The sequence below is a fragment of the Pelomonas sp. Root1237 genome (assembly GCF_001425055.1).
Lineage (GTDB): Bacteria > Pseudomonadota > Gammaproteobacteria > Burkholderiales > Burkholderiaceae_C > Pelomonas.
On the sequence record NZ_LMDK01000021.1, the window covers coordinates 256,461 to 279,245 of the forward strand.

Sequence of the window (22,785 nt, forward strand, 5' to 3'; positions counted from 1 at the left end):
TACCTTGCCTCAGCGCCAGTGATCCTGGCCCCGCCTGAACAACCGTGTAGAAGGTTCACGAGACCGGAGACAAGAAGAGATGTTCAAGAAAATCCTGATCGCCAACCGCGGCGAGATCGCCTGTCGAGTTGCGGCCACGGCCAAGCGCCTCGGCATTCAAACCGTGGCCGTCTACTCAGACGCTGACCGCGACGCACGGCACGTGCAGGCCTGCGACGAAGCCGTCCACATCGGCGGCCCGGCGCCGCGCGACTCCTATCTGCAGTGGCAGCGCATCCTCGCAGCCGCCAAGGCCACGGGCGCCCAAGCGGTGCACCCCGGCTATGGCTTCCTGAGCGAGAACGAAGCCTTTGCCCAGGCCTGCGCCGATGCGGGCCTCGTCTTCATCGGCCCGCCGCCCAGCGCCATCCTCGCGATGGGCCTGAAGGCCGAGTCCAAGCGCTTGATGGAAGCGGCCAACGTGCCGCTGGTGCCGGGCTACCACGGCGCCGACCAGGACCCCGTGCTGCTCAAGCGCGAAGCCGGCCGCATCGGTTACCCGGTGCTCATCAAGGCCAGCGCCGGCGGCGGCGGCAAGGGCATGCGCGCGGTCTACAACGCCGACGAGTTCGACGCGGCGCTGGCCTCGTGCAAGCGCGAGGCCATCAACAGCTTTGGCGACGACGCGGTGCTGATCGAGCGCTATGTGCAAAAGCCCCGCCACATCGAGATCCAGGTCTTCGGCGACTCGCACGGCGACTGCGTGTATCTCTTCGAGCGCGACTGCTCCGTGCAGCGCCGCCATCAGAAGGTGCTGGAGGAAGCGCCCGCGCCCGGCATGACACCCGAGCGCCGCGCGCAGATGGGCGAGGCTGCCGTGGCCGCTGCGAAGGCCGTCGGCTATGTCGGTGCCGGCACCGTGGAGTTCATCGCCGAGCAGGACGGCCGCTTCTATTTCATGGAGATGAACACACGGCTGCAGGTCGAGCATCCGGTGACGGAAGCGATCACGGGCCAGGATCTGGTCGAGTGGCAATTGCGCGTGGCCTCGGGCGAGCCCCTGCCGCTGAAGCAACACGAGCTGCGCATGCACGGCCATGCCATCGAAGCGCGCATCTGCGCCGAGAACCCGGACGCCGGTTTCCTGCCCGCCACGGGCAGGCTGGACGTGGCACGCTGGCCCGAGCATGTGGCTTTCCAGCGAGGCAACGTGCGCATCGACGCCGGCGTGCGCGAAGGTGATGCGATCAGCCCCTTCTACGACTCGATGATCGCCAAGCTCATCGTCTGGGGCGAGGACCGCGCGCAGGCGCTGGCCCGACTGGACCTGGCCCTGCGCGATACCCACATCGTCGGCCTGCAGACCAACGTCGCCTTCCTGCGCCGCTGCGCGGCCACGGCGTCGTTCTCGAAGGCCGATCTCGACACCGGCCTGATCGAGCGCGAGAAGGCGGTGCTGTTCGACCAGCCCGGCCTGCCGCTGCGAGTCAGCGCGGCTGCGGTCATCGCGCACACGCTGGCTGTCGAGGGCACGCGGCAAAGCAACGACCCGTGGAGCGCCCGCGATGGCTGGCGTCTCTTCGGCTCGGCGACACGGCGCTTCGATCTGGAGGCCGGCGGCGTGCATCACGAGGTTCTGCTGTCCCGCCACCACCGCGGCGGCATGACGCTGACGGTCGAGAGCGAAGCCATCGAATTCGCGGTTCAGTCCGCCGACACCGAAACACATGAACTCTTCCTCGGCGCCGATCGCCTCCGCGTGAAGACCTACGCCCAGGGCGAACGCGTCGCCGTCTTCGCCGCGAACGGTTCCGCCGTGCTGACCGAGGTCGACCTCATCGCCCACGCCGGGGATTCGCCCAGCGAAGGCGGCCGCCTCACGGCACCCATGCCCGGCAAACTGATCGCCTTCCTCGCCCAGGCCGGCGACACCGTCACCAAGGGCCAACCGCTGGCCGTCATGGAGGCCATGAAGATGGAGCACACCATCTCGTCGCCGCGTGATGGCAAGGTGGCGGAGCTGCTGTTCAGCATTGGCGACCAAGTCGGCGACGGCGCCGAACTGCTGAAACTGGAGGCTTGAGCCATGGCCCTGCCCACCCACGTCAAGATCCTCGACGTCGGCCCGCGCGACGGGCTGCAGAACGAGAAGGAGAACGTCGCCACCGAGCACAAGGCACAGCTCGTGGCGATGCTGCAGGACGCGGGGCTCAAGGAGATCGAGGTCACCAGCTTCGTCAGCCCGAAGTGGGTGCCGCAGATGGGCGACAACGCCGCCGTGATGGCGGCCATCGAGCGCCGCACCGGGGTGCGCTACTCGGTGCTCGTGCCCAACCTGAAGGGGCTGGAGCCGGCGCTGGCATCCAGGCCCGACGAGGTCCTCGTTTTCACGGCCGCGAGCGAAGCCTTCACGCAGAAGAACATCAACTGCTCCATCGCCGAAAGCCTGGAGCGCTTTGCGCCGGTCATAGCAGGCGCACACGCCGCCGGCATCAAGGTGCGCGCCGCGCTGTCCTGCTCGCTCGGCTGCCCTTACGAAGGTGAAATCACCGCCGACCAGGTCGAGCGCGTCGTGAAGCCGCTGCGCGAGCTGGGCGTGGACGCGATCGACATCGCCGACACCATCGGCGTCGGCACGCCGCGCAAGGTGCAGGCGGCCATGGAGCGGGCGCTGAAGCACTTCCCGCTCGCCGAAGTGTCGGGGCACTTCCACGACACCTATGGCCAGGCGCTGAGCAATGTCTACGCGAGCATGGAACTGGGGCTCCACAGCTTCCACGCCAGCGTGGCCGGCCTGGGCGGCTGCCCCTATGCCAAGGGCGCGACCGGCAATGTCGCCACCGAGGACGTGGTGTTCCTGCTCAATGGTCTCGGCATTGAAACCGGCATCGACCTCGACAAGCTCGTGGACGCCGGCGCCTACATCTCCAACGTGCTGGGCCGCCCGCCGGTGTCGCGCGTGGCGCGCGCCGTGCTCGCGAAACGAGCGAGTTAAGCCCGCCGCGCCTTGCGGCGTCAGCCCAGCCGGTCCAGCGCGTTCTCGATCTGACCGCGCTCGTGGTCACCCAGGCCGCGCCCGGCGCGGCGCACGCGCTCAACGAGACCGGCATCGACCGGCTTGGCCTGGCCCAGCTTCTCGGCCACGCGCAGCAACACCTGCAGGCGCTCGAAGCCGCCTTCCATGCTCTCGGCGCTGGCCAGCACGCGCTCCAGGCCTGCGGCCGCCAGCTTGGGCCGGTCCAGCAGGCGGTTCAAGGCCTCGCGCCGTTCGAAGCCGCCCGAGATGCCGCCGGCTGCACGGGCATAGGCGTCGACCAGCTCGGCCTCGTCGCCCTGCATGCGTTGCGCGACGGCGCCGAGGGCCTCGCGCTTCTCGAAATCACTCTGGATGCGCGCCGCCGCCTGCACGGCGGCCGCGAGCACGGCGGGTTGGGGCGTCGCCGACACCTGGTTGTCGATGGCCGTGCGCAGCTCGAAGTCGCCGCCGATACGGCCCAGCGCCTCGGTCCAGGCCGCGAGCACGGCAGGGCTGTCGAGCAGCTTGGGCGCCAGCGCCCCCAGGGCCTCACGGCGCTCGAAGTCGCTGTCGATGCCGGCCACGGCGGCCAGCCAGGCCAGCTGCTGGGGTTCGTTCAGCGGCTGGCGGGCAATGGCGCTCAAGGCCTCGCGACGCTCGAAGGCACCTTGCAGGGTCGTGGAGGCGGTGATCAGGCGGTCCAACGCCACCGCGGGCAGCGGCGCGTCGAGTTGCAGCGCGGCCTCGATGCGGCGGCGGCGCTGGAAGTCCTCCCGGGCACGCTCGATGTCGGTAAGCACCGCATCGACACCGCCCTTGGCGAACAGCTTGCGGGCACGCACCTGCGGGTCGGTCAGGTCCTCGGCCATGCGCTGCACGGCCTTGGCCCACCACTGGCGACCGGCCTGATCCAAAGGCAGGCTCTCGTTGCCGACCCGGTACTCACGCTCGATGCGACCCTCGCCCATGGACTTCAGCACCATCTCGCGCGTCAGCCCGCCCTCGCGCTCCTTCACGGTCAGGGTGCCCGTCAGCGTCTGCACTTCATCCTCGGCGTCGTTGAACACCGCCTTGCCGTCCAGCGTCACGGAGAAGCTGCCGCCGGGATAGCGGCTGTAGATGCGCGTGCCGCGCACCGAGAAGGACATGCCGTCGCTCAGGCCACCAAGGTCGAAGCGATCCAGAAGACTGCGTCCATCGGTGTGGCTGACGACGACCGCCGGCAGCGCGACCAGGGCGATCACCATGGCGCCCACCAGTCCCAGGCGCAGGCCGCGGCGCTCGCGCGGAGCGTCCTCACCCTCGACCTCGGCCTTGAGCAGGCGGCGCACACGGGCGAACAAGGGCGAGCCCGCGCTGGCGGCACCGCAGGCCAGGGCGGGGCCGTGGCCGCCTCCCTGGGCCTTCAGTGCCTCAGCGCAGCGCAGCAGGCTTTGCGCCAGGGCCAGGCGCTGGCCGGTCGGTGCAGCGGCCGCAGCATCGCAGGCCAGCTCGGCCAGCAGGTCCAGGCGCTGCAGCGCGACGCGGTTCAGCACCTGCGGCCACAGCAGGGTCTTCATGACGGCGGCAAGCAGGCGCCAGGCGGGGTCGCGGCGGCGCAGATGAGCCAGTTCATGGCCGAGCACGGCACGAGCTTCGTCGTCCGGCAGGTCCAGGCACCAGGCCGGCAGGCAGAGCACCCGGCCCGGCGCCAGCAGCGGGCTGGCCCAGTTGGCGCGTGCATGGCGCAATGAGGGCAGGGGCAGGCGCATGTCGGCAGCGAGGCGCACGGCCAGGGTTCGCCAACGCGCGTCAGCCAACTCGGGCAGGCAGCGCACGGTGCGGCGCAGCCAGGCCCACTGCAGGGCCAGGCCCAGCAGCATCAACACGGCACCCGCCAGCCACAGCGCCATGAAGCCGATGGCGACGTCATGGGCCTGCGGCGCCAGCGGCGTCGTGATGGGCAAGGCGCCGAGCTGAGCGCTGGGCCGCGCGGCGGCGGGCGCCTCGACGACGATGAGCCGAACATCGGCGGGCACCGGCGCGGCCTCCTGCACGACGACGGCGGGCCGCACGACATCGGCCGGCGCGGTCTGAGGCAACGTGGGCAGCAGCGGCAGGCTGGCGCTGACGAGGCCGCCCAGCAAGGCCAGGCGCCACAGCGTCTCCTGCGTCGACAGGGCCAGGCGGGCCAGCACGCCGGCGCGCTCGGCCGCCCACAGCGCGCCGATCAACAGGCTGCTGTGCAGCAGGTAGCTGCACAGCCAGGTCAGCAGCACATCGGTCATCGCGTCTCTCCCTTGCGTTGTTTCAGCAGCGCCTGCAGCTCGGCCAGTTCGCCGGCATCGACGCCGCGGGCGTCCAGCAGGTGGCTGACGAGGGCGCTGGCGCGGCCGGCGAACAGGCTGTCGACCAGGCTGCCCACCATGGAGCGCTGCACGTCGGCCTGCGTCACGAGGGGCTGATAGAGCAGCGCACGGCCTTCGCGGCGGCTGCTGAGCAGGCCGCGCTTTTCAAGGCGCGTCAGCAGCGTCGCCACCGTCGTGTGCGCGAGATCACGCTCGCCGCGCAGCGCTTCCGCCACATCGGCCGTACTGGCCTCGCCACGCGCCCAAAGCACGCGCATCAGGCTGAGCTGCAGCTCGCTCAGCGACACGTCCCCACTGCCGGTGTCCTCATCCATCACGATCTTCTACAGTTGTCGTACTACAAATGTAGAAGACCGCCATGAAGGCAGCAAGTGTCTTTCGGCAGGGGGTCAGACAGGCGGGTTGCGCAGCCGCTGGCTGAACCACCACAGATGGCCGTCCGGGTCGAGGCAGCCATAGCTGCGGTCGGTCCAGTACTCCGCACCGTAGTCGTTGTCGGTCAGCTCGTAGGTCACGTTGGCGCCGGCCGCGCGGGCCTGGGCGCAATGTGCATCGACGTCGTCGACATAGAGGAACAGCGTCTGCGTGTTGACGCCGTCGACGGCCTTGGGGGAGCGCCCCGCCACGCCAAAGCGCGCCTCGCGCTCGGCGCTGCCCTCGGCCACCATGACGATGGCTTCGCCATAGCGGATCTCGCTGTGCATGACGCTGCCGTCCGGCGCGTCGACGACGATCTCGACCTCGAAACCGAAGGCTTGGCAATACCAGGCGACGGCTTCGCGGGCGTTCTCGCAGTACAGGGCCGACGACAGGCGCGGCCAGCCGGGTGGGGTGGGTTTGGCGAAACCAAGGGTTTTCATCGCGGTCTTGCTGAAGCTGGGGTGCGGTTCAATCCTCGCACCCCGACTGACGCGCCACCACCACCATGAAACTGTTTGAACTGCTTGCCGCCTGCGCTCTCACCCTGCTCTGCGCCCTGCCCGTCCAGGCCCAGGAGGCGCCCATCTACGACGCCGCCAAGGCCCAGGCCTGGGGTGCCAACGACCAGGGCCTGCGTTCGTACACCTTCGTGCTGCTGAAGACCGGCCCCAAGCCCATGCCCGCCGGCCCGGCGCGCGACGAGATGTTCAAGGGCCACTTTGCCAACATGACCCGCCTGGCCAAGGAAGGCCTGCTCGTCTACGCAGGCCCCTTCGACGGCGTAGACGGCTGGCGCGGCCTCTTCATCTTCGCGACGTCGGACATGGACGTCGCCCGCAAGGCCGTGGAGACCGACCCCGTCATCGCCAGCGGCGAGATGGTGGCCGAGCTGCACAAGCACTTCGGCTCGGCAGCGCTGCTGGCCGTGAACGAGTGGCATCCGAAGCTGATCAAGCCCAAGCCGTGAGGGCATTCAGCGCGCCGCTTTGGCCGGCACGGCGCCGCAGGCCGCACTCGGCACCAGTTCGGGCGCGAGCAGCAGGGCCGCCGCTGGCGAAGTACACATCTCGGCCAGCATGTCCATGAAGGCATTTGCCTGCGCGGCGCTGACCCGCTTGCGCACGAGGCCGATGCGATAGGTGTCCGTATGGGCGACGCCCGCCTCCCGCAGCCCCGTCAGGTGCGAGCGGTCTGCCAGATGCCAGGCCACGTCGCGGTTGATCAGGGCGACGCCGTCTTCGCCGTAACGACCGGCCAGCAGCTTGCGCAGCACCGTCGTGTTGTCGGGCTCGACGACCATGGTGTTGGGGTTGGCGGCGACGATGTCCTGGAGCACGGTCGCCGTCCCGGACGGCCCGAACACACCGATGATCCTCTGGGTGCCCAGGCTGGCCGGATCACGGTAGAAGAAGTCCTGCTCGACGCGTGTGAAGAAGACCATCTGGACCCCCACGACGGGCTGGCTCAGGTGGTAGATCTGGCGGCGCTGCGGGGTGTCCAGCAGGGGGAAGATGCCCTCGGCCTCGCCGCGCTCGACAGCGGCCTGGGCGCGACGCCAAGGCAGGACTTCGACCGAGCATTTCCAGCCCAGGCGCGCACAACCCTCCATCACCAGCCGAACGAACGGGCCACGGGCCTGCTGCCCCTCTCGCTCGACGTAGGGCGGAAAGTCCTGGCTCAAAAAGCGCAGCGTGACCTCCGCGGCGGCCGCCGGCCCGGCCATCGCCACCGCGATCGCCAGCAGCAGCCGCGGGGAGATCGGTCTCACGGCTCGCGCCGCAGCACCTTCTCCACCGGGTTCGGCCTCAGCCTGAACGCGTCCGGCATGCCAGAGCCCAGCAGCGGGCGCAGGTAGAGGCGGAAGGCATCGGTCACGTCGGTGCCACTTGCGCTGATGAACTCGTCTTCCATCGTGCGCGTCTTGCCGGCGACGGCGGTGAGGGGCAACAGTTCGTAGTCCACCGCGTAGTAGCCGACGCGCTTGATGGCGACCGAACCGTCGCGGTCGCCGTGGAAGGCGTACTGCACGGCCTTCTCGCCGACCTCGCGGGCCTCGCGTTGGTCCACGTCGGACACGCAGCCCAGGAAGCTGCGCTGCAGATAGCCGAAGGTGTCGCCGCGCACGCGCTTGATGCCGAGCTTGGTCTTGATCTCCTCGCAGAGCAGGTCGGCCAGCGCGCCGGTGCCGCTGAGCTGCACATTGCCGTGGGCGTCGCGCTCCAGGTCACCGGCCAGCTTGGACAGCATCGGCGTGCCGCTGGCGTCGTGGATGCCCTCGCTGACGGCGATGACGCAGCGGCCGAAGCGCTCGTAGGTGGCCTTCACGTCGCGCAGGAACTGCTCGTTGTCGAAGTGGCGCTCGGGCAGGTAGATGAGGTGGGGGCCGTCGTCCTCGAACTTCTTGCCCAGGGCCGCGGCCGCCGTCAGGAAGCCGGCGTGACGGCCCATGACGACGCCGACGTAGACGCCCGGCAGGGCCGCGTTGTCGAGGTTGGCGCCGGCAAAGGCCTGGGCGACGAAGCGCGCGGCGGACGCATAGCCCGGCGTGTGGTCGTTGCCCACCAGGTCGTTGTCGATGGTCTTGGGGATGTGGATGCAGCGCAGTGGGTAGCCGGCCGCCTGCGCCTCCTCCGAGACGATGCGCACGGTGTCCGACGAGTCGTTGCCGCCGATGTAGAAGAAATGCGTGATGCCGTGCGCCTGCAGCACCGTGAAGATCTCGCGGCAATAGGCGGCATCGGGCTTGTCGCGCGTGGAGCCCAGCGCCGAGGCCGGCGTGTTGGCCACCAGCTCGAGGTTGTGGCTGGTCTCCTGGGTCAGGTCGACGAAGTCCTCGTTGACGATGCCCCGCACGCCATGGCGGGCGCCGTAAACCTTGCCCACACCGGCCTGACGCCGCGCTTCGAGCACGACACCGACGAGGCTCTGGTTGATGACGGCGGTGGGACCGCCGCCCTGGGCGACGAGGATCTTGGCGAGACTCATGAACGCTCCTGGCTGTCGTCAATCGACGGCGCGGAGTTTAGGGGTCTCAGCGGTTCATCCAAACTTCAAGTTGGTCCGCGGGCATGGGCCGGGCGAACAGCCAGCCTTGACCCTCATGGCAGCCCAGGCCGATCAGGTACTGGCGCTGCTCCTCGGTCTCGATGCCTTCGGCGATGACGGTCAGGCCCAGGCCGCGGCCGAGGTTGATGACCATCTGGGCGATCGTCGAGCCGGCGGACGAGGCCTGCGCCTCCTGCACAAAGGCGCGGTCGATCTTGAGGCGGTCGACCTGCAGCTGGCGCAGCTGGCTTAAAGATGAGAAGCCGGTGCCGAAGTCGTCGATGGCGACGCTGAAGCCGAGCTGCTTGATGTCGGCCAGCACACGCAGCACGAGGTCGGCGTCTTCCATGGCCATGGACTCGGTGATTTCGAGCTCGATGTTCTGGCCGGCGACGCCGCAGTCCTGCAGCGCGCGGCCCAGCATGTCGATGAAGCCGGGGTGGCGGAACTGCGCCATGGACACGTTGACGGCCATGCGGAAGTCGGCATGGCCCAGGGCCTGCATCTTCTTCAGCTGGGCGCAGGAGGTGCGCATGACGAACTCGCCGATGGGAATGATGAGGCCGCTCTGCTCGGCCAGCGGAATGAACTGGTCGGGCGGGATGAAACGACCATCCAGCGTCTTCCAGCGCAGCAGGGCCTCGGCACCGACGATGCGGCTGCTGCTCAGCTCGACCTGGGGCTGGTAGACGACGAAGAGCTGGCTTTCCTCGAAGCCGGTCCGCAGGCCCTTGAGCAGCTTGAAGCGCTCGCGCGCGTCGCTGCCCATGGCGGCAGAGAAGTACTGAGATGAGCCGCGCTGCTGCTGCTTGGCGCGCTTGAGCGCGATCTGGGCATCGAGCAGCAGTTCGGAGCCGACGGCCTTGGATTCACCCAGGCGCACGAGGCCCGTGGTGGCGGACAGTTGCAGTCGCTCGCCGGCAACGATGAAGGGGTCGGCGAAGACGCTGTTCACGGTCTCGGGGCAGACCTTGGCATGCTCGCCCAGCACGCCAAAGGTGTCGGCGCCAACGCGGGCCATCGCGGTGTTCAGGCCCAGCGTCTCGCTCATGCGGTGCACGACGGCCTGCAGCACCTGGTCGCCGAAGTGGTGGCCAAAGGCGTCGTTGATGTCGGAGAAATCGTCGATGTCGATCAGCGCGAGCGTGACACCGGACGGATCCTTCAGGTTCTTGTCGAGCAGCTCGACGAAACGGTTGCGGTTGGGCAGGCGCAGCAGCGGGTCGTTGTAGGCCTGGTCCAGCAATTGGCTGTAGAGCACCACGTTCTCGAAGCCGACCGAGATGTTGGAGCAGAAGGCGCGCAGCAGCTGCTGGTCGAGCTCGTCGAGCTCGCGGCCGACATCCACGAGCGCTGCCATCGCGCGGCCCTTGCCCATGCCGAAATAGAGGACCGTGCCGTCGTCGTAGAGGTTGCGTTCCTGCTGCAGGCAGCGCTCCAGGCGGTCCCGCACGGTGGCGATCTTGACCTGGGCCAGCGGCCGGTCGATGAGGCCGCTGTACTGGCCGGCGGCCGCGACGATGCGGACTTCGTCGCCGGTTTCGCCGCTGACCTGAGCACAGACCAGGCCCTCGGGCAGGATGCCGAGCAGGGCGCAGAGCTGGGTGACGACGCCCTCGGCGAATCGGGAGAGCCCACGCATGCGCGACAGCGAGGTGCTGCTCTCGACGATCATCTCCAGGCCGCGGCGGTTGGCCTCCAGCGCGCAGATCTGGCGGTAGGAGCGCACCGCGGCCGTCAGCACCGTGTACAGCCGCGTGCGGGTCAGCTCCGACTTGGTCTTGTAGTCGTTGATGTCATAGGCCTGCACCGTCTCGATTTCGGGCGCATAGCCGGGCTGGCCGGTGCGCAGCACGATGCGCAGGGCGTTCAGACACAGCTCATCGCGGATATGGCGCACCAGTTGCAGCCCGGCGTCTTCGCTCTCCATGACGACGTCGAGCAGCACGACGGCGAGGTCGTCCTCGCTGGCCAGCAACTGGCGGGCCTGGGCGGCGGAAGAGGCGTGCAGGAAGACGAGGGGCTGGCCTTCGACGGTCAGGCCCTGCATGGCCAGTTCGGTGGCCTTGTGGACGTCACCGTCGTCGTCAACGATGAGGATGCGCCAGGGCCGGTCTTGCGGGCGATGCTCGCCTTCAGCGTGCTCGGGGTCGTCGAGCAGCTCGAGCAGGTCGTCGTCAACGGCGGGCGTTTCTTGCATGGGGGCGAGGGCTCCGGGGCTGGGGCATCACGGCGCGGCCGCGGCTCCTACTCGTCAAGTAGCCGCAAGCGTACGGCATCCTCGGCCTTGTAGTCACGAAAAGCAGGGGCAAAAGTCCTGCGAATCGCCTCAACGTTTTGCGGGTTTGCCCGGACGCGGCGCGCTGTTACGACTTGCGCCGGTCACGCGCGGCGGCAGGCCAGTGTGCTGGGTCAAGAGCTGGCCCTTGCGCGGGGTGGCCGGCTTCATCGGCGCCGCACTTGCTGGTTTGGCCGCCGGTGTGACGCCGGTCGAGTTCTTGCGCCGCGCGCTTTCGTAGCTGCCGTCGGTGATGGGCTGATAGGTCGGGATCAGGTGGTGCTTGCCGTTGCCGATCAGGTCGGCCCGGCCCATGGCCTTGAGCGCCTCGCGCAGCAGCGGCCAGTTGTTGGCGTCGTGATAGCGCAGGAAGGCCTTGTGCAGGCGGCGGCGGCGCTCGCCGCGCACGATGTCCACGCTCTCGCCGCGCGTCTCGTCACGGCTGATGCCCTTGAGCGGGTTCTTGCCCGAGTGGTACATGGCCGTGGCCGTGGCCATCGGGCTGGGATAGAAGGTCTGCACCTGGTCGGCGCGAAAGCCGTTCTTCTTCAGCCAGACGGCGAGGTTCATCATGTCCTCGTCACTGGTACCGGGGTGGGCGGCGATGAAGTAAGGGATCAGGTACTGCTTCTTGCCGGCTGCGGCACTCGCCGCTTCGAACATCTGCTTGAAACGGTCGTAGCTGCCGATGCCCGGCTTCATCATCTTGGACAGCGGCCCGTTCTCGGTGTGCTCGGGCGCGATCTTGAGATACCCGCCGACGTGATGCGTGACGAGCTCCTTCACGTACTCGGGCGACTGCACGGCCAGGTCGTAGCGCAGGCCCGAGCCGATCAGGATCTTCTTGACGCCCGGCAGCGCACGCGCGCGGCGGTACATCTTGATCAGCGGGTCGTGGCTGGTGTTCAGGTTCGGGCAGATGCCCGGGTAGACGCAGCTGGGCTTGCGGCAGGCGGCCTCGATCTCGGGGCTCTTGCAGCCGATGCGGTACATGTTGGCCGTCGGGCCGCCCAGGTCCGACACGATGCCGGTGAAGCCCTTGACCTTGTCGCGCATCTCCTCGATCTCGCGGATCACGGAGTCTTCCGAGCGGCTCTGGATGATGCGGCCCTCGTGCTCGGTGATGGAGCAGAAGGTGCAGCCGCCGAAGCAGCCGCGCATGATGTTGACGCTGAAGCGGATCATTTCCCAGGCCGGGATCTTGGTCGCGCCGTCGTGGCCGCCCTTCTCGTCCGCATAACTCGGGTGCGGGCTGCGCGCGTAAGGCAGGTCGAAGACGTGGTCCATCTCCGGCGTCGTCAGCGGGATGGGCGGCGGGTTGATCCACAGGTCGCGCTCGCCGTGGCGCTGCACCAACGCGCGGGCATTGCCGGGGTTGGTCTCCAGGTGCAGCACGCGGTTGGCGTGGGCGTAGAGCACCGGGTCGCTCTTGACCTTCTCATAGGCCGGCAGGCGCACCACCGTGTGGTCGCGCGGCGGCATGGTGATGCGGCCGGTCTTGTGGATGGTGATGGGCTTCGCCCCATCGGGCGCGTCGTTGGACGCGCAGGCCTTGTTCTCTTCGACGATCTGGTAGGGGCTGATCAGCTCGTCAATGCGGCCGGGACGGTCCACCTCGGTCGAGTCGAGCTCGAACCAGCCTTCGGCCGTCGGGTCGTCATCGCGGCGCATGAAGGCGGTGCCGCGCACATCGGTCAGGCTCTCGATGGGCTCGCGGCGCGCCAGGCGGTGGGCGATCTCGATGATGGCGCGTTCGGCGTTGCCGTAGACCAGCAGGTCGGCCTTGCTGTCCACGAGGACGGAGCGGCGGACCTTGTCCTGCCAGTAGTCATAGTGGGCGATGCGACGCAGCGAGGCCTCGATGCCACCGATGACGATGGGCACGTCCTTGAAGGCTTCCTGGCAGCGTTGGGTGTAGACCAGGGTCGCGCGATCGGGGCGCTTGCCGCCCTCGCCACCGGGCGTGTAGGCGTCGTCGCTGCGGATTTTTCGATCAGCCGTGTAGCGGTTGATCATCGAATCCATGTTGCCGGCCGCGACGCCGAAGAACAGATTGGGTTTGCCCAGGGCCTTGAAGGCGTCGGCGCTGTTCCAGTCCGGCTGGGCAATGATGCCGACGCGAAAGCCCTGCGCCTCTAGCGTGCGGCCGATGACGGCCATGCCGAAGCTGGCGTGGTCGACGTAGGCGTCGCCGGTGACGATGATGATGTCGCAGGAATCCCAGCCGAGCTGCTCCATCTCCGCCCGGCTCATGGGCAGGAAGGGTGCGGGGCCGAAACGCTTGGCCCAGAACGGGCGGTAAGCGGTCAGGGCCTTCGGGGCAGTGACGGGCAAGGCGGACATAAGAGGTGGATTGTCGACGGCGGACCCAGAAAGCACAAAGCCCGCGCAGGGCGCGGGCTTGACTCAACGGCCAAAGCCGTGAGGGATTACAGCGAACGGATGTTTGCTGCTTGCAGGCCCTTGGGGCCCTGCTTCACTTCGAATTCGACCTGGGCGCCTTCAGCCAACGTGCGGAAGCCGCCGTTGTTCTTGATTTCGCTGTGGTGGGCGAACAGGTCCTTGCTGCCGTCGGCCGGCGTGATGAAGCCGAAGCCCTTGCCGTCGTCAAACCATTTGACAGTGCCGGTTTGGAGGGTGCTCATGGAATTTCCTTACTGTTGTCGTGCTGCGTGGCCCGCCCCAGATCGGCTGCGGAATTCACAACGACGTTCAGGAAATCAGACCAACAAAAAGGCGCCGGATGTCGGCGCCGGGGAGCATTCTAGTTCATGCCGCCAGTCGGATCGGGACGACCACCATGCCGCGTCCCCGCGGAGCGGCGCCTTCGACACGACTTTCCTCGAAAACCGCACAGGCGCAGTCCCGGCAGGCGCCGCAGGCCGTGGCCACGCGCAGGTCATCCTGCAGGGCCTCGAAATCCGGGCAGCCGCTGGAGGCGGCAATCGCGATGTCGCGATCAGAGACTCGGTGGCAGACACAAACAATCATGGGTGCGAAGTCTAATGCGAATCGGTCTCATTTGCAGAAAGAGCGGTTTTGCCGTGGGGCTTTCACTGGGGATACTGCGGCTTAATTTCACGATCCGGAGCTCCCCATGAAAGGCGACCCCCAAGTCATCGCCCACCTCAACGCCCAGCTGAAGCTGGAGCTGACGGCCATCAACCAGTACTTCCTGCACGCCCGCATGCTGAAGAATTGGGGCCTGCTGAAGATGGCCAAGCACGAGTACGAGGAGTCCATCGAGGAGATGAAGCACGCCGACAAGCTCATCGAGCGCGTGCTGACGCTGGACGGCCTGCCCAACCTGCAGGACCTCGGCAAGCTCTACATCGGCGAGAACGCCGTCGAGACCATGAGCTGCGACCTGATCATCGAAAAGGCCTCGCACGTCCACCTGAAGGAAGCCGTCGCCTACTGCGAGCAGGTGCGCGACTACGTGTCCCGCGAGATCTTCGTGCAGATCCTCGACGACACCGAGGAGCACATCGACCATCTCGAAACCCAGCTGGAACTCGTCACCACCGTTGGCGAGCAGAACTATCTGCAGTCGCAGATGAGCGAGCCCAGCTGAGCACCCTCACCCTCGCGCCGAGCCGCCTCTCGCAGGCGGCTTTTTCTTGTCTCAGAGGAAGCGTTCCAGCAGCCGCTTGGAATGCTTGTCCAGCGCCCAGCGATCCGGCACCTGCAACTGCACGCCATGGGTGGACGTGATCAGCAGGCGGCCCTCTTCCAGGCGGCGGATGTCTTCCTCGCTCTTGAGCACGAAGTCGACCTCGCCGCGGTCGGTCTCGATGCGCCAGGTGCTGGGCGTGGCAAAGGTGTTGACCGAAATCAGGCGCTTGAGCGTCGGATGGAATTCGCGGGCGGCCAGTTCGGCCTCTAGCAACCGGCGCGGCCCCTCGGGCAGGGCCGACAGGCGCTCCACCCAGGCCAGTTCATGGCCGTGCGAGCCGACCAGGGACAGGCCCTCGTCCGGTGCCGAGATCGGGTGGGCACGTACCGGCGTGACACCGACATGGCTGTCGCCGTTCAGATCGGTCAGCAGCAACCGGCCAAGGGCGTCCAGATGCAGGTCGCGGAAGGGCAGTGTGGACATTCAGGACTCCGCGGAGGTCGCGATCAGGTCGAGTTCGACCGCCGCGTTCTTGGGCAGCTGCAGCACGCCGACCGAGGTGCGCGTGTGGGCACCAGCCGTGCCCAGCACGCGCCAGACCAGGTCGGAGGCACCGTCGGCCACTTCGCTGTGCTGGGTGAAGCCGGCGTCGCAATGCACGAAGACGGTCATCCTGACCACGGCCTGCAGCCGATCCAGGCTGCCGAGCTCCTGGCGCAGCAAGGTCAGCGCTCGCAGCACGCAGATGGCCGCGGCACGCTTGGCGCGCTCCAGGCTGACCTCAGCGCCGACGACGCCGGCCACGGCAACATGGTCACCGATGCGCGGGATCTGGCCACTCAGGTAGAGGGTTCGGCCGTCACGCACCAGCGGGCTGTAGCGCCCGCCAATCTGCAGGGGAACGGCGGGGTCGAAGCCGTGTTCCGCGCTGGCGGCATCCAGCTCGCGGTCACGGTCGTGCAGGGCGGTATCAAGCATCGGTGGTGTGGGCGCTGGGGTTGGGGGTCACGGCATGTTCCTCCAGGTCTTCCTGGTCCACGCGGCGGACCTGAGCTTCCCAGAGGCGCCAATAGTGGCCCTGGCGGGCGATCAGTTCGTCGTGCGGGCCCAGCTCGACGATCTCGCCGCGGTCCATGACAACGAGGCGGTCGGCCTTGCGCAGCGTGGACAGACGGTGGGCGATGGCGATGGTGGTGCGGCCCTTGACGAGGTTGTCCAGCGCGCGCTGGATCTCCTTCTCGGTCTCGGTGTCCACGGCTGAGGTCGCTTCGTCGAGGATGAGGATGGCCGGATCGATCAGCAGCGCCCGGGCGATGGAGATGCGCTGGCGCTCGCCGCCTGACAGGCCCTGGCCGCGCTCGCCGACGAGGCTGTCATAGCCATGCGGCAACCGCAGGATGAACTCGTGAGCATGCGCGGCGCGCGCGGCTGCGACGATCTCGTCGCGCGTGGCCTCCGGCTTGCCGTAGGCGATGTTCTCGGCGATGGTGCCGAAGAACAGGAAGGGCTCCTGCAGCACGAGGCCGATGTGGCGGCGGTAGTCGGTCACCCTGATGCGCCGCAGGTCCACGCCATCGACCTTGATGGCGCCCTCGGTCACGTCATAGAAGCGGCAGATCAGGTTGACGAGCGTGCTCTTGCCCGAGCCGCTGTGGCCCACGAGGCCGACCATCTCGCCGGGGCGGATGTCGAGGTTCAGGTTGCGGATGACCGAGCGCGAACCGTAGCGGAAGTCCAGGCCCTGCATCGAAATCGCGCCGGTCACGTTCTCGAAGGGCTGGGGGTTGACCGGGTCGGGCACGTTGGAGACGTGGTCCAGGATGTCGAAGATGCGCTTGGAGCCCGCCGCGGCCTTCTGCGTGACCGAGACGATGCGGCTCATCGAATCCAGCCGGCCATAGAAGCGGCCGATGTAGGCCAGGAAGGCTGTCAGCGTGCCGACCGTGATGCTCTGGTGCGAGATCAGCCAGATGCCGACACCCCAGACGACGAGCAGGCCCATCTCGGTCAGCAGCGAGACCGTGGGGCCGAACAGGCTCCAGGTCTTGTTGAGGCGGTCGTTCACGACCAGGTTCTTGGCGTTGGCCTCCCGAAAGCGTTGCGCCTCGCGCCTCTCCTGGGCAAAGGCCTTGACGACGCGGATGCCCGGGATGGTGTCGGCCAGGATGTTGGTGACCTCGCCCCAGACGCGGTCGATCTTCTCGAAGCCGGTGCGCAGCCGGTCTCGCACCAGATGAATCATCCAGGCGATGAAGGGCAAGGGCACCAGGGTGGCCAGCGCCAGGCCCGGGTGGATGTTGAACAGGATCGCCGAGATCATCAGCAGCATCAGCACATCGGTGATGAAGTCCAGCGCGTGCAGGCTCAGGAACACGCTGATACGGTCGGTCTCGGAGCCGATGCGCGCCATCAGGTCGCCGGTGCGCTTGTTGCCGAAGTACTCGAGCGACAGGCCGAGCAGATGGTCGAAGGTCGCCGTGCGCAGATCGGCGGCAATGCGCTCGGACACCAGCGCCAGCAGATAGGTCTTGGCCCAGCCCAGCAACCACGAGAACAACGCCGCACCCAGCAGGCCGCCCAGCAGCGACCCGACCAGCCTGGTGTCGATCGACTGGCCGTTCTGGAACGGGATCAGCACCCTGTCCATCAGCGGCATGCTCAGGTAAGGCGCCACCAGGGTTGCGCCAATCGAGCCGAGCATGAGCGAGAAGCCCAGCAAGAGCTGGCCCCGGTAGGGCCGCGCAAAGCGCCACAGCCGCAGCAGCACCCAGGTGCTCGGCGGTTTGCTGGCCTCGCCGAAATCGAAGGTCGAGTCCTCGCCGTCATCGGCCTCTTCGAGCACGACATGGCCCGAAAGGCGCTGCACCTCGCGGCCGAAGGCGTCGGCAAAGCGCACCGCCGCCGGATTGCAGGCCAGCGTGAAGCGCCAGCGCGCCAGGCGCCGGTCGGCGTCAAACAGCTCCATGAAGGCCAGGCCGCCATGGTCACTGAGCTTGAGGCTCAAGCCCGGCACCAGCGTGTGTTCGACCCAGCTGGCGCTGGTGGGATCGAGGGCCAGCAGGCGTGAATTCGTCAGCGCGATCAGCCCTTGCGCGAAGTGGCCCTGGGCATCCAGGTCAACCTCCAGCAGGGCCACCACGTTCTCGCCAGCCATGAGCCGCCCCTGAAGGACGGCTGTTTGGGGATGAAGCACTGCAGCGGGAGGAAGGTCTTGCATGTTGTTGTTGGCTCTTACGGGCTGCGGCGATTCTCCGCCATGAGTTCAGCGCACAATTCCACGCGATTGCACCGCGCACAACCCCTTACTCGATACGCTCCATGAGCCAGAAGAACGACATCCGCCTGCTGCGCATCAATTACCTGCGCGGGCCCAATATGTGGACCTACCGGCCGGTGCTGGAGGTCTGGCTGGACCTCGGCGAGCTGGAAGACCACCCCAGCCATGTGTTGCCGGGCTTCAACGAGCGGTTGACGGCCGCCCTGCCCAACCTCGTCGAGCACCACTGCGGCGTCGGTGAGCGCGGCGGTTTCCTGGAACGGCTGACCGAAGGCACCTGGTGCGGCCATGTGCTGGAGCACATCGTCATCGAGCTGCTCAACCTGGCCGGCATGCCGACCGGCTTCGGCCAGACCCGCTCCACCAGCCAGCGCGGCGTCTACCGCATGGTGTTCCGGGCGCGTGACGAGCAGGTCGCCCGCGCGGCCCTGGCCGAGGGTCATGCCTTGATCATGGCCGTCATCAACGACCAGCCCTTCGACGCGCCCGCCGCGGTGGCCCGCGTGCGCGACAAGCTGGACGACTGCTACCTGGGCCCCTCCACGGCGGCCATCGTCGCCGCGGCCACGGACCGCCGCATCCCCCACATCCGCCTGAACGACGGCAACCTGGTGCAGCTCGGCCACGGCGCGCGCCAGCGCCGCATCTGGACGGCCGAGACCGACATGACCAGCGCCATTGCCGAAGGCATCGCCAGCGACAAGGACCTGACCAAGACGCTGCTGAAGGCCGTGGGCGTGCCCGTGCCGGAAGGCCAGGAGGTCAAGACCGCCGCCGAGGCCTGGACGGTGGCACAGGACACCGGCCTGCCCGTTGTCGTCAAGCCCAGCGACGGCAACCATGGCCGCGGCGTCTCCCTGGACATCGCGACCGAGGCCGACTGCGAGGCCGCCTTCGCGCTGGCGGCCCGCCACGGCTCCTCGGTGCTCGTGGAGCGCTACATCCCCGGCAATGAGCACCGCGTGCTCGTCGTGGGCGGCCAGGTGGTGGCGGCCGCGCGCGGCGAAGCCGCCTGGGTGCACGGCGACGGCCGCCAGACCGTGGAGCAACTGGTCGAAAGCCAGATCAACACCGATCCGCGCCGCGGCCTGAGCGAGGACTTCCCGCTCAACCGCATCCGCGTGCACGAAGACACCGCCCTGCTGCTGGACCTGCAACGCCAGGGCATGTCGCCCGAGGCCGTGCCCGCGGCCGGCAAGGCCGTGCTGATCCAGCGCAATGGCAACGTGTCCATCGACTGCACGCCCGAGGTCCACCCCGAGGTGGCGCATGCCGTGTCGCTCGCCGCCCGCACCGTGGGCCTGGACATCGCCGGCGTCGACCTCGTCACCGAGGACATCTCCAAGCCGCTGTCCGAGACCGGCGGCGCCATCGTCGAAGTGAACGCCGGCCCGGGTCTGCTGATGCACCTCAAGCCCGCCGGAGGCGCGCCGCAGCCCGTCGGCCAGGCCATCATCGACCACCTCTTCGCCGAGGACGAGACCGGCCGCATCCCCATCGTCGGCGTGGCTGGCTCGCGCGGCGGGCGCCAGATCACGCGCCTGGTCGCCTGGCTGCTGCACCTGAACGGCCGCCATGTCGGCCTGGCCTGCCGTGACGGCCTCTTCCTGGGCACGCGCCGCGTCGAGAAGCGCGACAGCGCCCGCTGGGACGCCGCTCACCGCCTCCTGATGAACCGCGGCGTCAACGCCGTCGTCATCGAGAACGATGCTGCCTCCATCCTGCGCGATGGCCTGGCCTATGACCGCGCCGCCGTCGGCGTCGTCACCGATCTGGACGGCATCGCCGCGCTGGCGGAGTTCGACGTGCAGGACATCGACCAGCTCTACAAGGTGCTGCGCACCCAGATCGACGTCGTGCTCAGCGACGGCGCCAGCGTGCTCAATGCCGCCCACCCGCGCCTGGTGGACATGGCCGAGCTGAGCGACGGCGAGGTCGTCTTCTACGCGGAGGACGGCAGCCTCGAGGCCCTGCAGCACCACCGCGACCGCGGTGGACGCGCCGTCTTCCTGCGCGGCGGCGCCGCCGTACTGGCCCATGGCCCGGCCGAGACGCCGGGCGCCAACATCGAGGCCCTGCTGCGCCGCTTTGGCGACCAGGCCATCGATGCCTCGACGCTACTTGCCGCCGTCGCCGCCGCCTGGGCCCTGGGCATCTCGCCCGAGCTGATCGCCGCCGGGCTCGACACCTTCGTGCCCAACCTGCACCTCGCCTGAAAAGAACACGACTCATGGACGTTTCCCGCACCCGCGCGCTGCGCGGCCCGAACATGTGGAGCCGCCACACGGCCATCGAAGCCGTCGTGCATTGCAACGAGTCCGAGCGCTCGCTCGAGCGCCTGCCCGGCTTCGAGCCGCGGTTGCGCCAGCTCTTTCCCTCAGTCGGCGAGCTGCGCAGAGACGCCTCGCTGGCCCAGGTGCTCGAGCAGGCCACGCTGGCCCTGCAGGCCCAGGCCGGCTGCCCGGTGACTTTCAGCCAGACCCATGTCACGCCCGAGGCCGGCACCTACCAGATCGTCATCGAGTACAGCGAGGAAGACGTCGGCCGGCTGGCCTTCGAGCAGGCGCTCAAGCTCGTGCTCGCTGCGCTGAACGGTGGCGAGTTCGATGCCGACGCGACGCTGGCCCGGTTGCGCGAGCTCGACGAGGACATCCGCCTCGGCCCCTCCACCGGCTCCATCGTCAATGCGGCCCTGGCGCGCGGCATTCCCTACCGCCGCCTCACGCAAGGCAGCCTGGTGCAGTTCGGCTGGGGCGCCAAGCAGCGCCGCATCTGGGCCGCCGAGGTCGACGCCACCAGCGCGGTCAGCGAGTCCATCGCCCAGGACAAGGACCTGTGCAAGCGGTTGCTGCAGGCCGCCGGCGTGCCGGTGCCCATCGGCCGGCCGGTCGACTCGGTGGACGATGCCTGGGCCGTGGCCCAGGAGATCGGCCTGCCCGTCGTCGTCAAGCCGCAGGACGGCAACCAGGGCAAGGGCGTGACCGTCAACGTGACGACACGCCTGGGGCTTGAGGCTGCCTACAAGGCGGCCGACGAGATCGGCCCCGTCATGGTCGAGAAGTTCCTGCCTGGCTCCGACTACCGGCTGCTCGTCATCGGCGACAAGCTGATCGCCGCGGCGCGACGCGATCCGCCGCACGTCATCGGCGACGGCGTGCACACGGTCAAGCAGTTGGTCGACAAGGTCAATTCCGACCCGCGCCGCGGTGACGGCCACGCGACGTCGCTGACCAAGATCCGCTTCGACGACATCGCCGTCGCGCGCCTGACCCAGCAGGGCCTGGCGCCGGAGTCGGTGCCCGACAAGGGTCAGCGCGTCATCCTGCGCAACAACGCCAACCTGTCCACCGGCGGCACCGCCACGGACGTGACGGACGACGTCCACCCGGAGGTGGCTGCACGCGCTATTGCCGCGGCCCAGGTCGTCGGCCTGCACGTCTGCGGCGTCGACGTCGTCGCCGAGAGCGTGCTGCGGCCGCTCGAAGAGATCAACGGCGGCATCGTCGAGGTCAACGCGGCACCGGGCCTGCGCATGCACCTGAGCCCCAGCTATGGCAAGGGCCGCAATGTCGGCGAGGGCATCGTCGGCCATCTGTTCGGCACCGGCAACAAATCGGGCGGCATGGCCGAGGACGGGCGCATCCCCGTCGTCGCCGTCACCGGCACGAATGGCAAGACCACCGTCACGCGGCTGATCGCGCACTTGTTTGCCAGCTGCGGCCTCAAGGTCGGCATGACCAACACCGACGGCGTGTATGTCGATGGCCGCCAGATCGACAGCGGCGACTGCTCCGGCCCCAAAAGCGCCCGCAATGTGCTGATGCACCCGGACGTGGAGGCCGCCGTGCTGGAGACCGCCCGCGGCGGCATCCTGCGTGAAGGCCTGGGCTTCGACCGCTGCCAGGTCGCCGTGGTCACCAACGTCGGCGCGGGCGACCACCTCGGCATGAACTTCCTGCACACGGCGGAAGACCTGGTGCTGGTCAAGCGCGTCATCGTGCAGAACGTCGCGCCCAACGGCTACGCGGTGCTGAACGCCACCGACCCGCTGACGGCCAGCATGAGCTCGGTCTGCCCCGGCCAGGTCATCTATTTCGCCGCCGACCGCCACCACCCGCTGATGGCAACCCACCGCGCCCAGGGCAAGCGCTGCGTCTATGTGGACGGCGACCAGCTCATTGCGGCCCAGGGCGTCTGGCGCGAGAGCATCCCGCTGCGCGACATCCCCATCACGCGTGGCGGCCTCATCGGCTTCCAGGTCGAGAACGCGATGGCTTCGGTGGCCGCGGCCTGGGCCGTGGGCCTGGACTGGGACACCATCCGCCGCGGCGTGGCCAGCTTCGCCAATGACGCCGACAACGCGCCGGGCCGCTTCAACGTCATGGACTACCGCGGCGCCACCGTCATCGCCGACTACGGCCACAACGGCGACGCGATGAAGGCCCTGGTCGGTGCCGTCGCGGCATTGCCGGCCAAGACCCGCAGCGTCGTCATCAGCGGCGCTGGTGACCGCCGCGACGAGGACATCCGCGTGCAGACCGAGATCCTCGGCGGCGCCTTCGACGAGGTCATCCTCTACGAAGACGCCTGCCAGCGCGGCCGCGCGGCCGGCGAGGTCGTGGCCCTGCTGCGTGCCGGGCTGGAAGGCGCGTCGCGCACCCGGCATGTCGAGGAGATCGTCGGTGAGTTCACGGCCATCGACCGTGCACTGGAACGCCTGCAGCCGGGCGACCTCTGCCTGGTGCTGGTGGATCAGGTGGAAGAGGCGCTGGCCCATCTGGCCCAGCGCATTGCCGCCGGCTGAGG

General features: G+C 68.3%; 18 protein-coding genes. 6 read left to right on the plus strand and 12 right to left on the minus strand.

Features of this window, described 5'->3' with window-relative positions:
* Positions 1–79: 79 nt before the first annotated feature.
* On the plus strand, positions 80–2,062 hold the full coding sequence (locus ASC91_RS27435) for an acetyl/propionyl/methylcrotonyl-CoA carboxylase subunit alpha (RefSeq protein ID WP_056205120.1): 1,983 nt from the start codon (positions 80–82) through the stop codon (positions 2,060–2,062).
* A 3-nt stretch (positions 2,063–2,065) separates the two neighbouring features.
* A complete protein-coding gene (locus ASC91_RS27440) occupies positions 2,066–2,974 on the plus strand; it encodes a hydroxymethylglutaryl-CoA lyase (protein WP_056205123.1) in 909 nt (302 codons plus the stop codon).
* 20 nt (positions 2,975–2,994) lie between these two features.
* Here ASC91_RS27440 and ASC91_RS27445 read toward each other — a convergent pair whose 3' ends face one another.
* The 3 genes from ASC91_RS27445 to ASC91_RS27455 form a co-directional block, all read right to left on the minus strand.
* Complete coding sequence (locus ASC91_RS27445; RefSeq protein ID WP_056205126.1) at positions 2,995–5,262, minus strand: M56 family metallopeptidase; 2,268 nt, start codon at positions 5,260–5,262, stop codon at positions 2,995–2,997.
* Positions 5,259–5,657, minus strand: coding sequence for a BlaI/MecI/CopY family transcriptional regulator (locus ASC91_RS27450; protein WP_056205129.1), 399 nt, complete (start codon positions 5,655–5,657; stop codon positions 5,259–5,261). The genes ASC91_RS27445 and ASC91_RS27450 overlap by 4 nt, the downstream gene beginning before the upstream one ends.
* Before the next feature lie 75 nt (positions 5,658–5,732).
* A complete protein-coding gene (locus ASC91_RS27455) occupies positions 5,733–6,203 on the minus strand; it encodes a glyoxalase/bleomycin resistance/extradiol dioxygenase family protein (RefSeq protein ID WP_056205131.1) in 471 nt (156 codons plus the stop codon).
* Between the two features lie 65 nt (positions 6,204–6,268).
* On the opposite strand from ASC91_RS27455, the gene ASC91_RS27460 reads away from it, so the two are divergent.
* A complete protein-coding gene (locus ASC91_RS27460; protein ID WP_056205133.1) occupies positions 6,269–6,730 on the plus strand; it encodes a YciI family protein in 462 nt (153 codons plus the stop codon).
* 6 nt (positions 6,731–6,736) lie between these two features.
* On the opposite strand, the gene ASC91_RS27465 is transcribed toward ASC91_RS27460, so the two are convergent.
* The 6 genes from ASC91_RS27465 to ASC91_RS29090 form a co-directional block, all read right to left on the minus strand.
* Entirely contained in the window at positions 6,737–7,531 is a 795-nt protein-coding gene (locus tag ASC91_RS27465; protein WP_157282191.1) for an ABC transporter substrate-binding protein, read from the minus strand.
* A complete protein-coding gene (locus ASC91_RS27470) occupies positions 7,528–8,748 on the minus strand; it encodes a 6-phosphofructokinase (protein WP_056205139.1) in 1,221 nt (406 codons plus the stop codon). The genes ASC91_RS27465 and ASC91_RS27470 overlap by 4 nt, the downstream gene beginning before the upstream one ends.
* Positions 8,749–8,794: 46 nt before the next feature.
* Positions 8,795–11,008: a bifunctional diguanylate cyclase/phosphodiesterase gene (locus ASC91_RS27475; protein WP_056205140.1), complete on the minus strand. Its 2,214-nt coding sequence runs from the start codon at positions 11,006–11,008 to the stop codon at positions 8,795–8,797.
* Between the two features lie 129 nt (positions 11,009–11,137).
* A complete protein-coding gene (locus ASC91_RS27480) occupies positions 11,138–13,429 on the minus strand; it encodes a YgiQ family radical SAM protein (protein ID WP_056205142.1) in 2,292 nt (763 codons plus the stop codon).
* 86 nt (positions 13,430–13,515) lie between these two features.
* Entirely contained in the window at positions 13,516–13,731 is a 216-nt protein-coding gene (locus tag ASC91_RS27485) for a cold-shock protein (RefSeq protein WP_056205145.1), read from the minus strand.
* A gap of 124 nt (positions 13,732–13,855) precedes the next feature.
* Positions 13,856–14,077 carry a bacterioferritin-associated ferredoxin gene (locus ASC91_RS29090; protein WP_082533065.1) on the minus strand — a complete coding sequence of 74 codons (222 nt, stop codon included), beginning with the start codon at positions 14,075–14,077 and terminating at the stop codon, positions 13,856–13,858.
* A gap of 106 nt (positions 14,078–14,183) precedes the next feature.
* Here ASC91_RS29090 and bfr point away from each other — a divergent pair, with 106 nt between their 5' ends.
* On the plus strand, positions 14,184–14,660 hold the full coding sequence (gene bfr / locus ASC91_RS27490) for a bacterioferritin (RefSeq protein ID WP_056205148.1): 477 nt from the start codon (positions 14,184–14,186) through the stop codon (positions 14,658–14,660).
* 51 nt (positions 14,661–14,711) lie between these two features.
* Here the strand turns inward: bfr and ASC91_RS27495 are convergent, their stop codons facing one another.
* From ASC91_RS27495 to ASC91_RS27505, 3 genes are read right to left on the minus strand one after another with little or no spacing between them, the layout of a single operon-like run.
* Positions 14,712–15,185 (minus strand): DUF1854 domain-containing protein, encoded by a 474-nt coding sequence (locus ASC91_RS27495; protein WP_056205159.1) that lies wholly within the window; start codon positions 15,183–15,185, stop codon positions 14,712–14,714.
* On the minus strand, positions 15,186–15,680 hold the full coding sequence (locus ASC91_RS27500; protein ID WP_056205161.1) for a RidA family protein: 495 nt from the start codon (positions 15,678–15,680) through the stop codon (positions 15,186–15,188).
* On the minus strand, positions 15,673–17,919 hold the full coding sequence (locus ASC91_RS27505; protein ID WP_056205165.1) for an ABC transporter ATP-binding protein: 2,247 nt from the start codon (positions 17,917–17,919) through the stop codon (positions 15,673–15,675). Before ASC91_RS27505 ends, ASC91_RS27500 begins: the two co-directional genes overlap by 8 nt.
* A gap of 101 nt (positions 17,920–18,020) precedes the next feature.
* Here ASC91_RS27505 and cphA (ASC91_RS27510) point away from each other — a divergent pair, with 101 nt between their 5' ends.
* Positions 18,021–20,195 carry a cyanophycin synthetase gene (gene cphA / locus ASC91_RS27510; RefSeq protein ID WP_056205168.1) on the plus strand — a complete coding sequence of 725 codons (2,175 nt, stop codon included), beginning with the start codon at positions 18,021–18,023 and terminating at the stop codon, positions 20,193–20,195.
* A gap of 14 nt (positions 20,196–20,209) precedes the next feature.
* Complete coding sequence (gene cphA / locus ASC91_RS27515) at positions 20,210–22,783, plus strand: cyanophycin synthetase (protein ID WP_056205172.1); 2,574 nt, start codon at positions 20,210–20,212, stop codon at positions 22,781–22,783.
* Positions 22,784–22,785 lie beyond the last annotated feature (2 nt).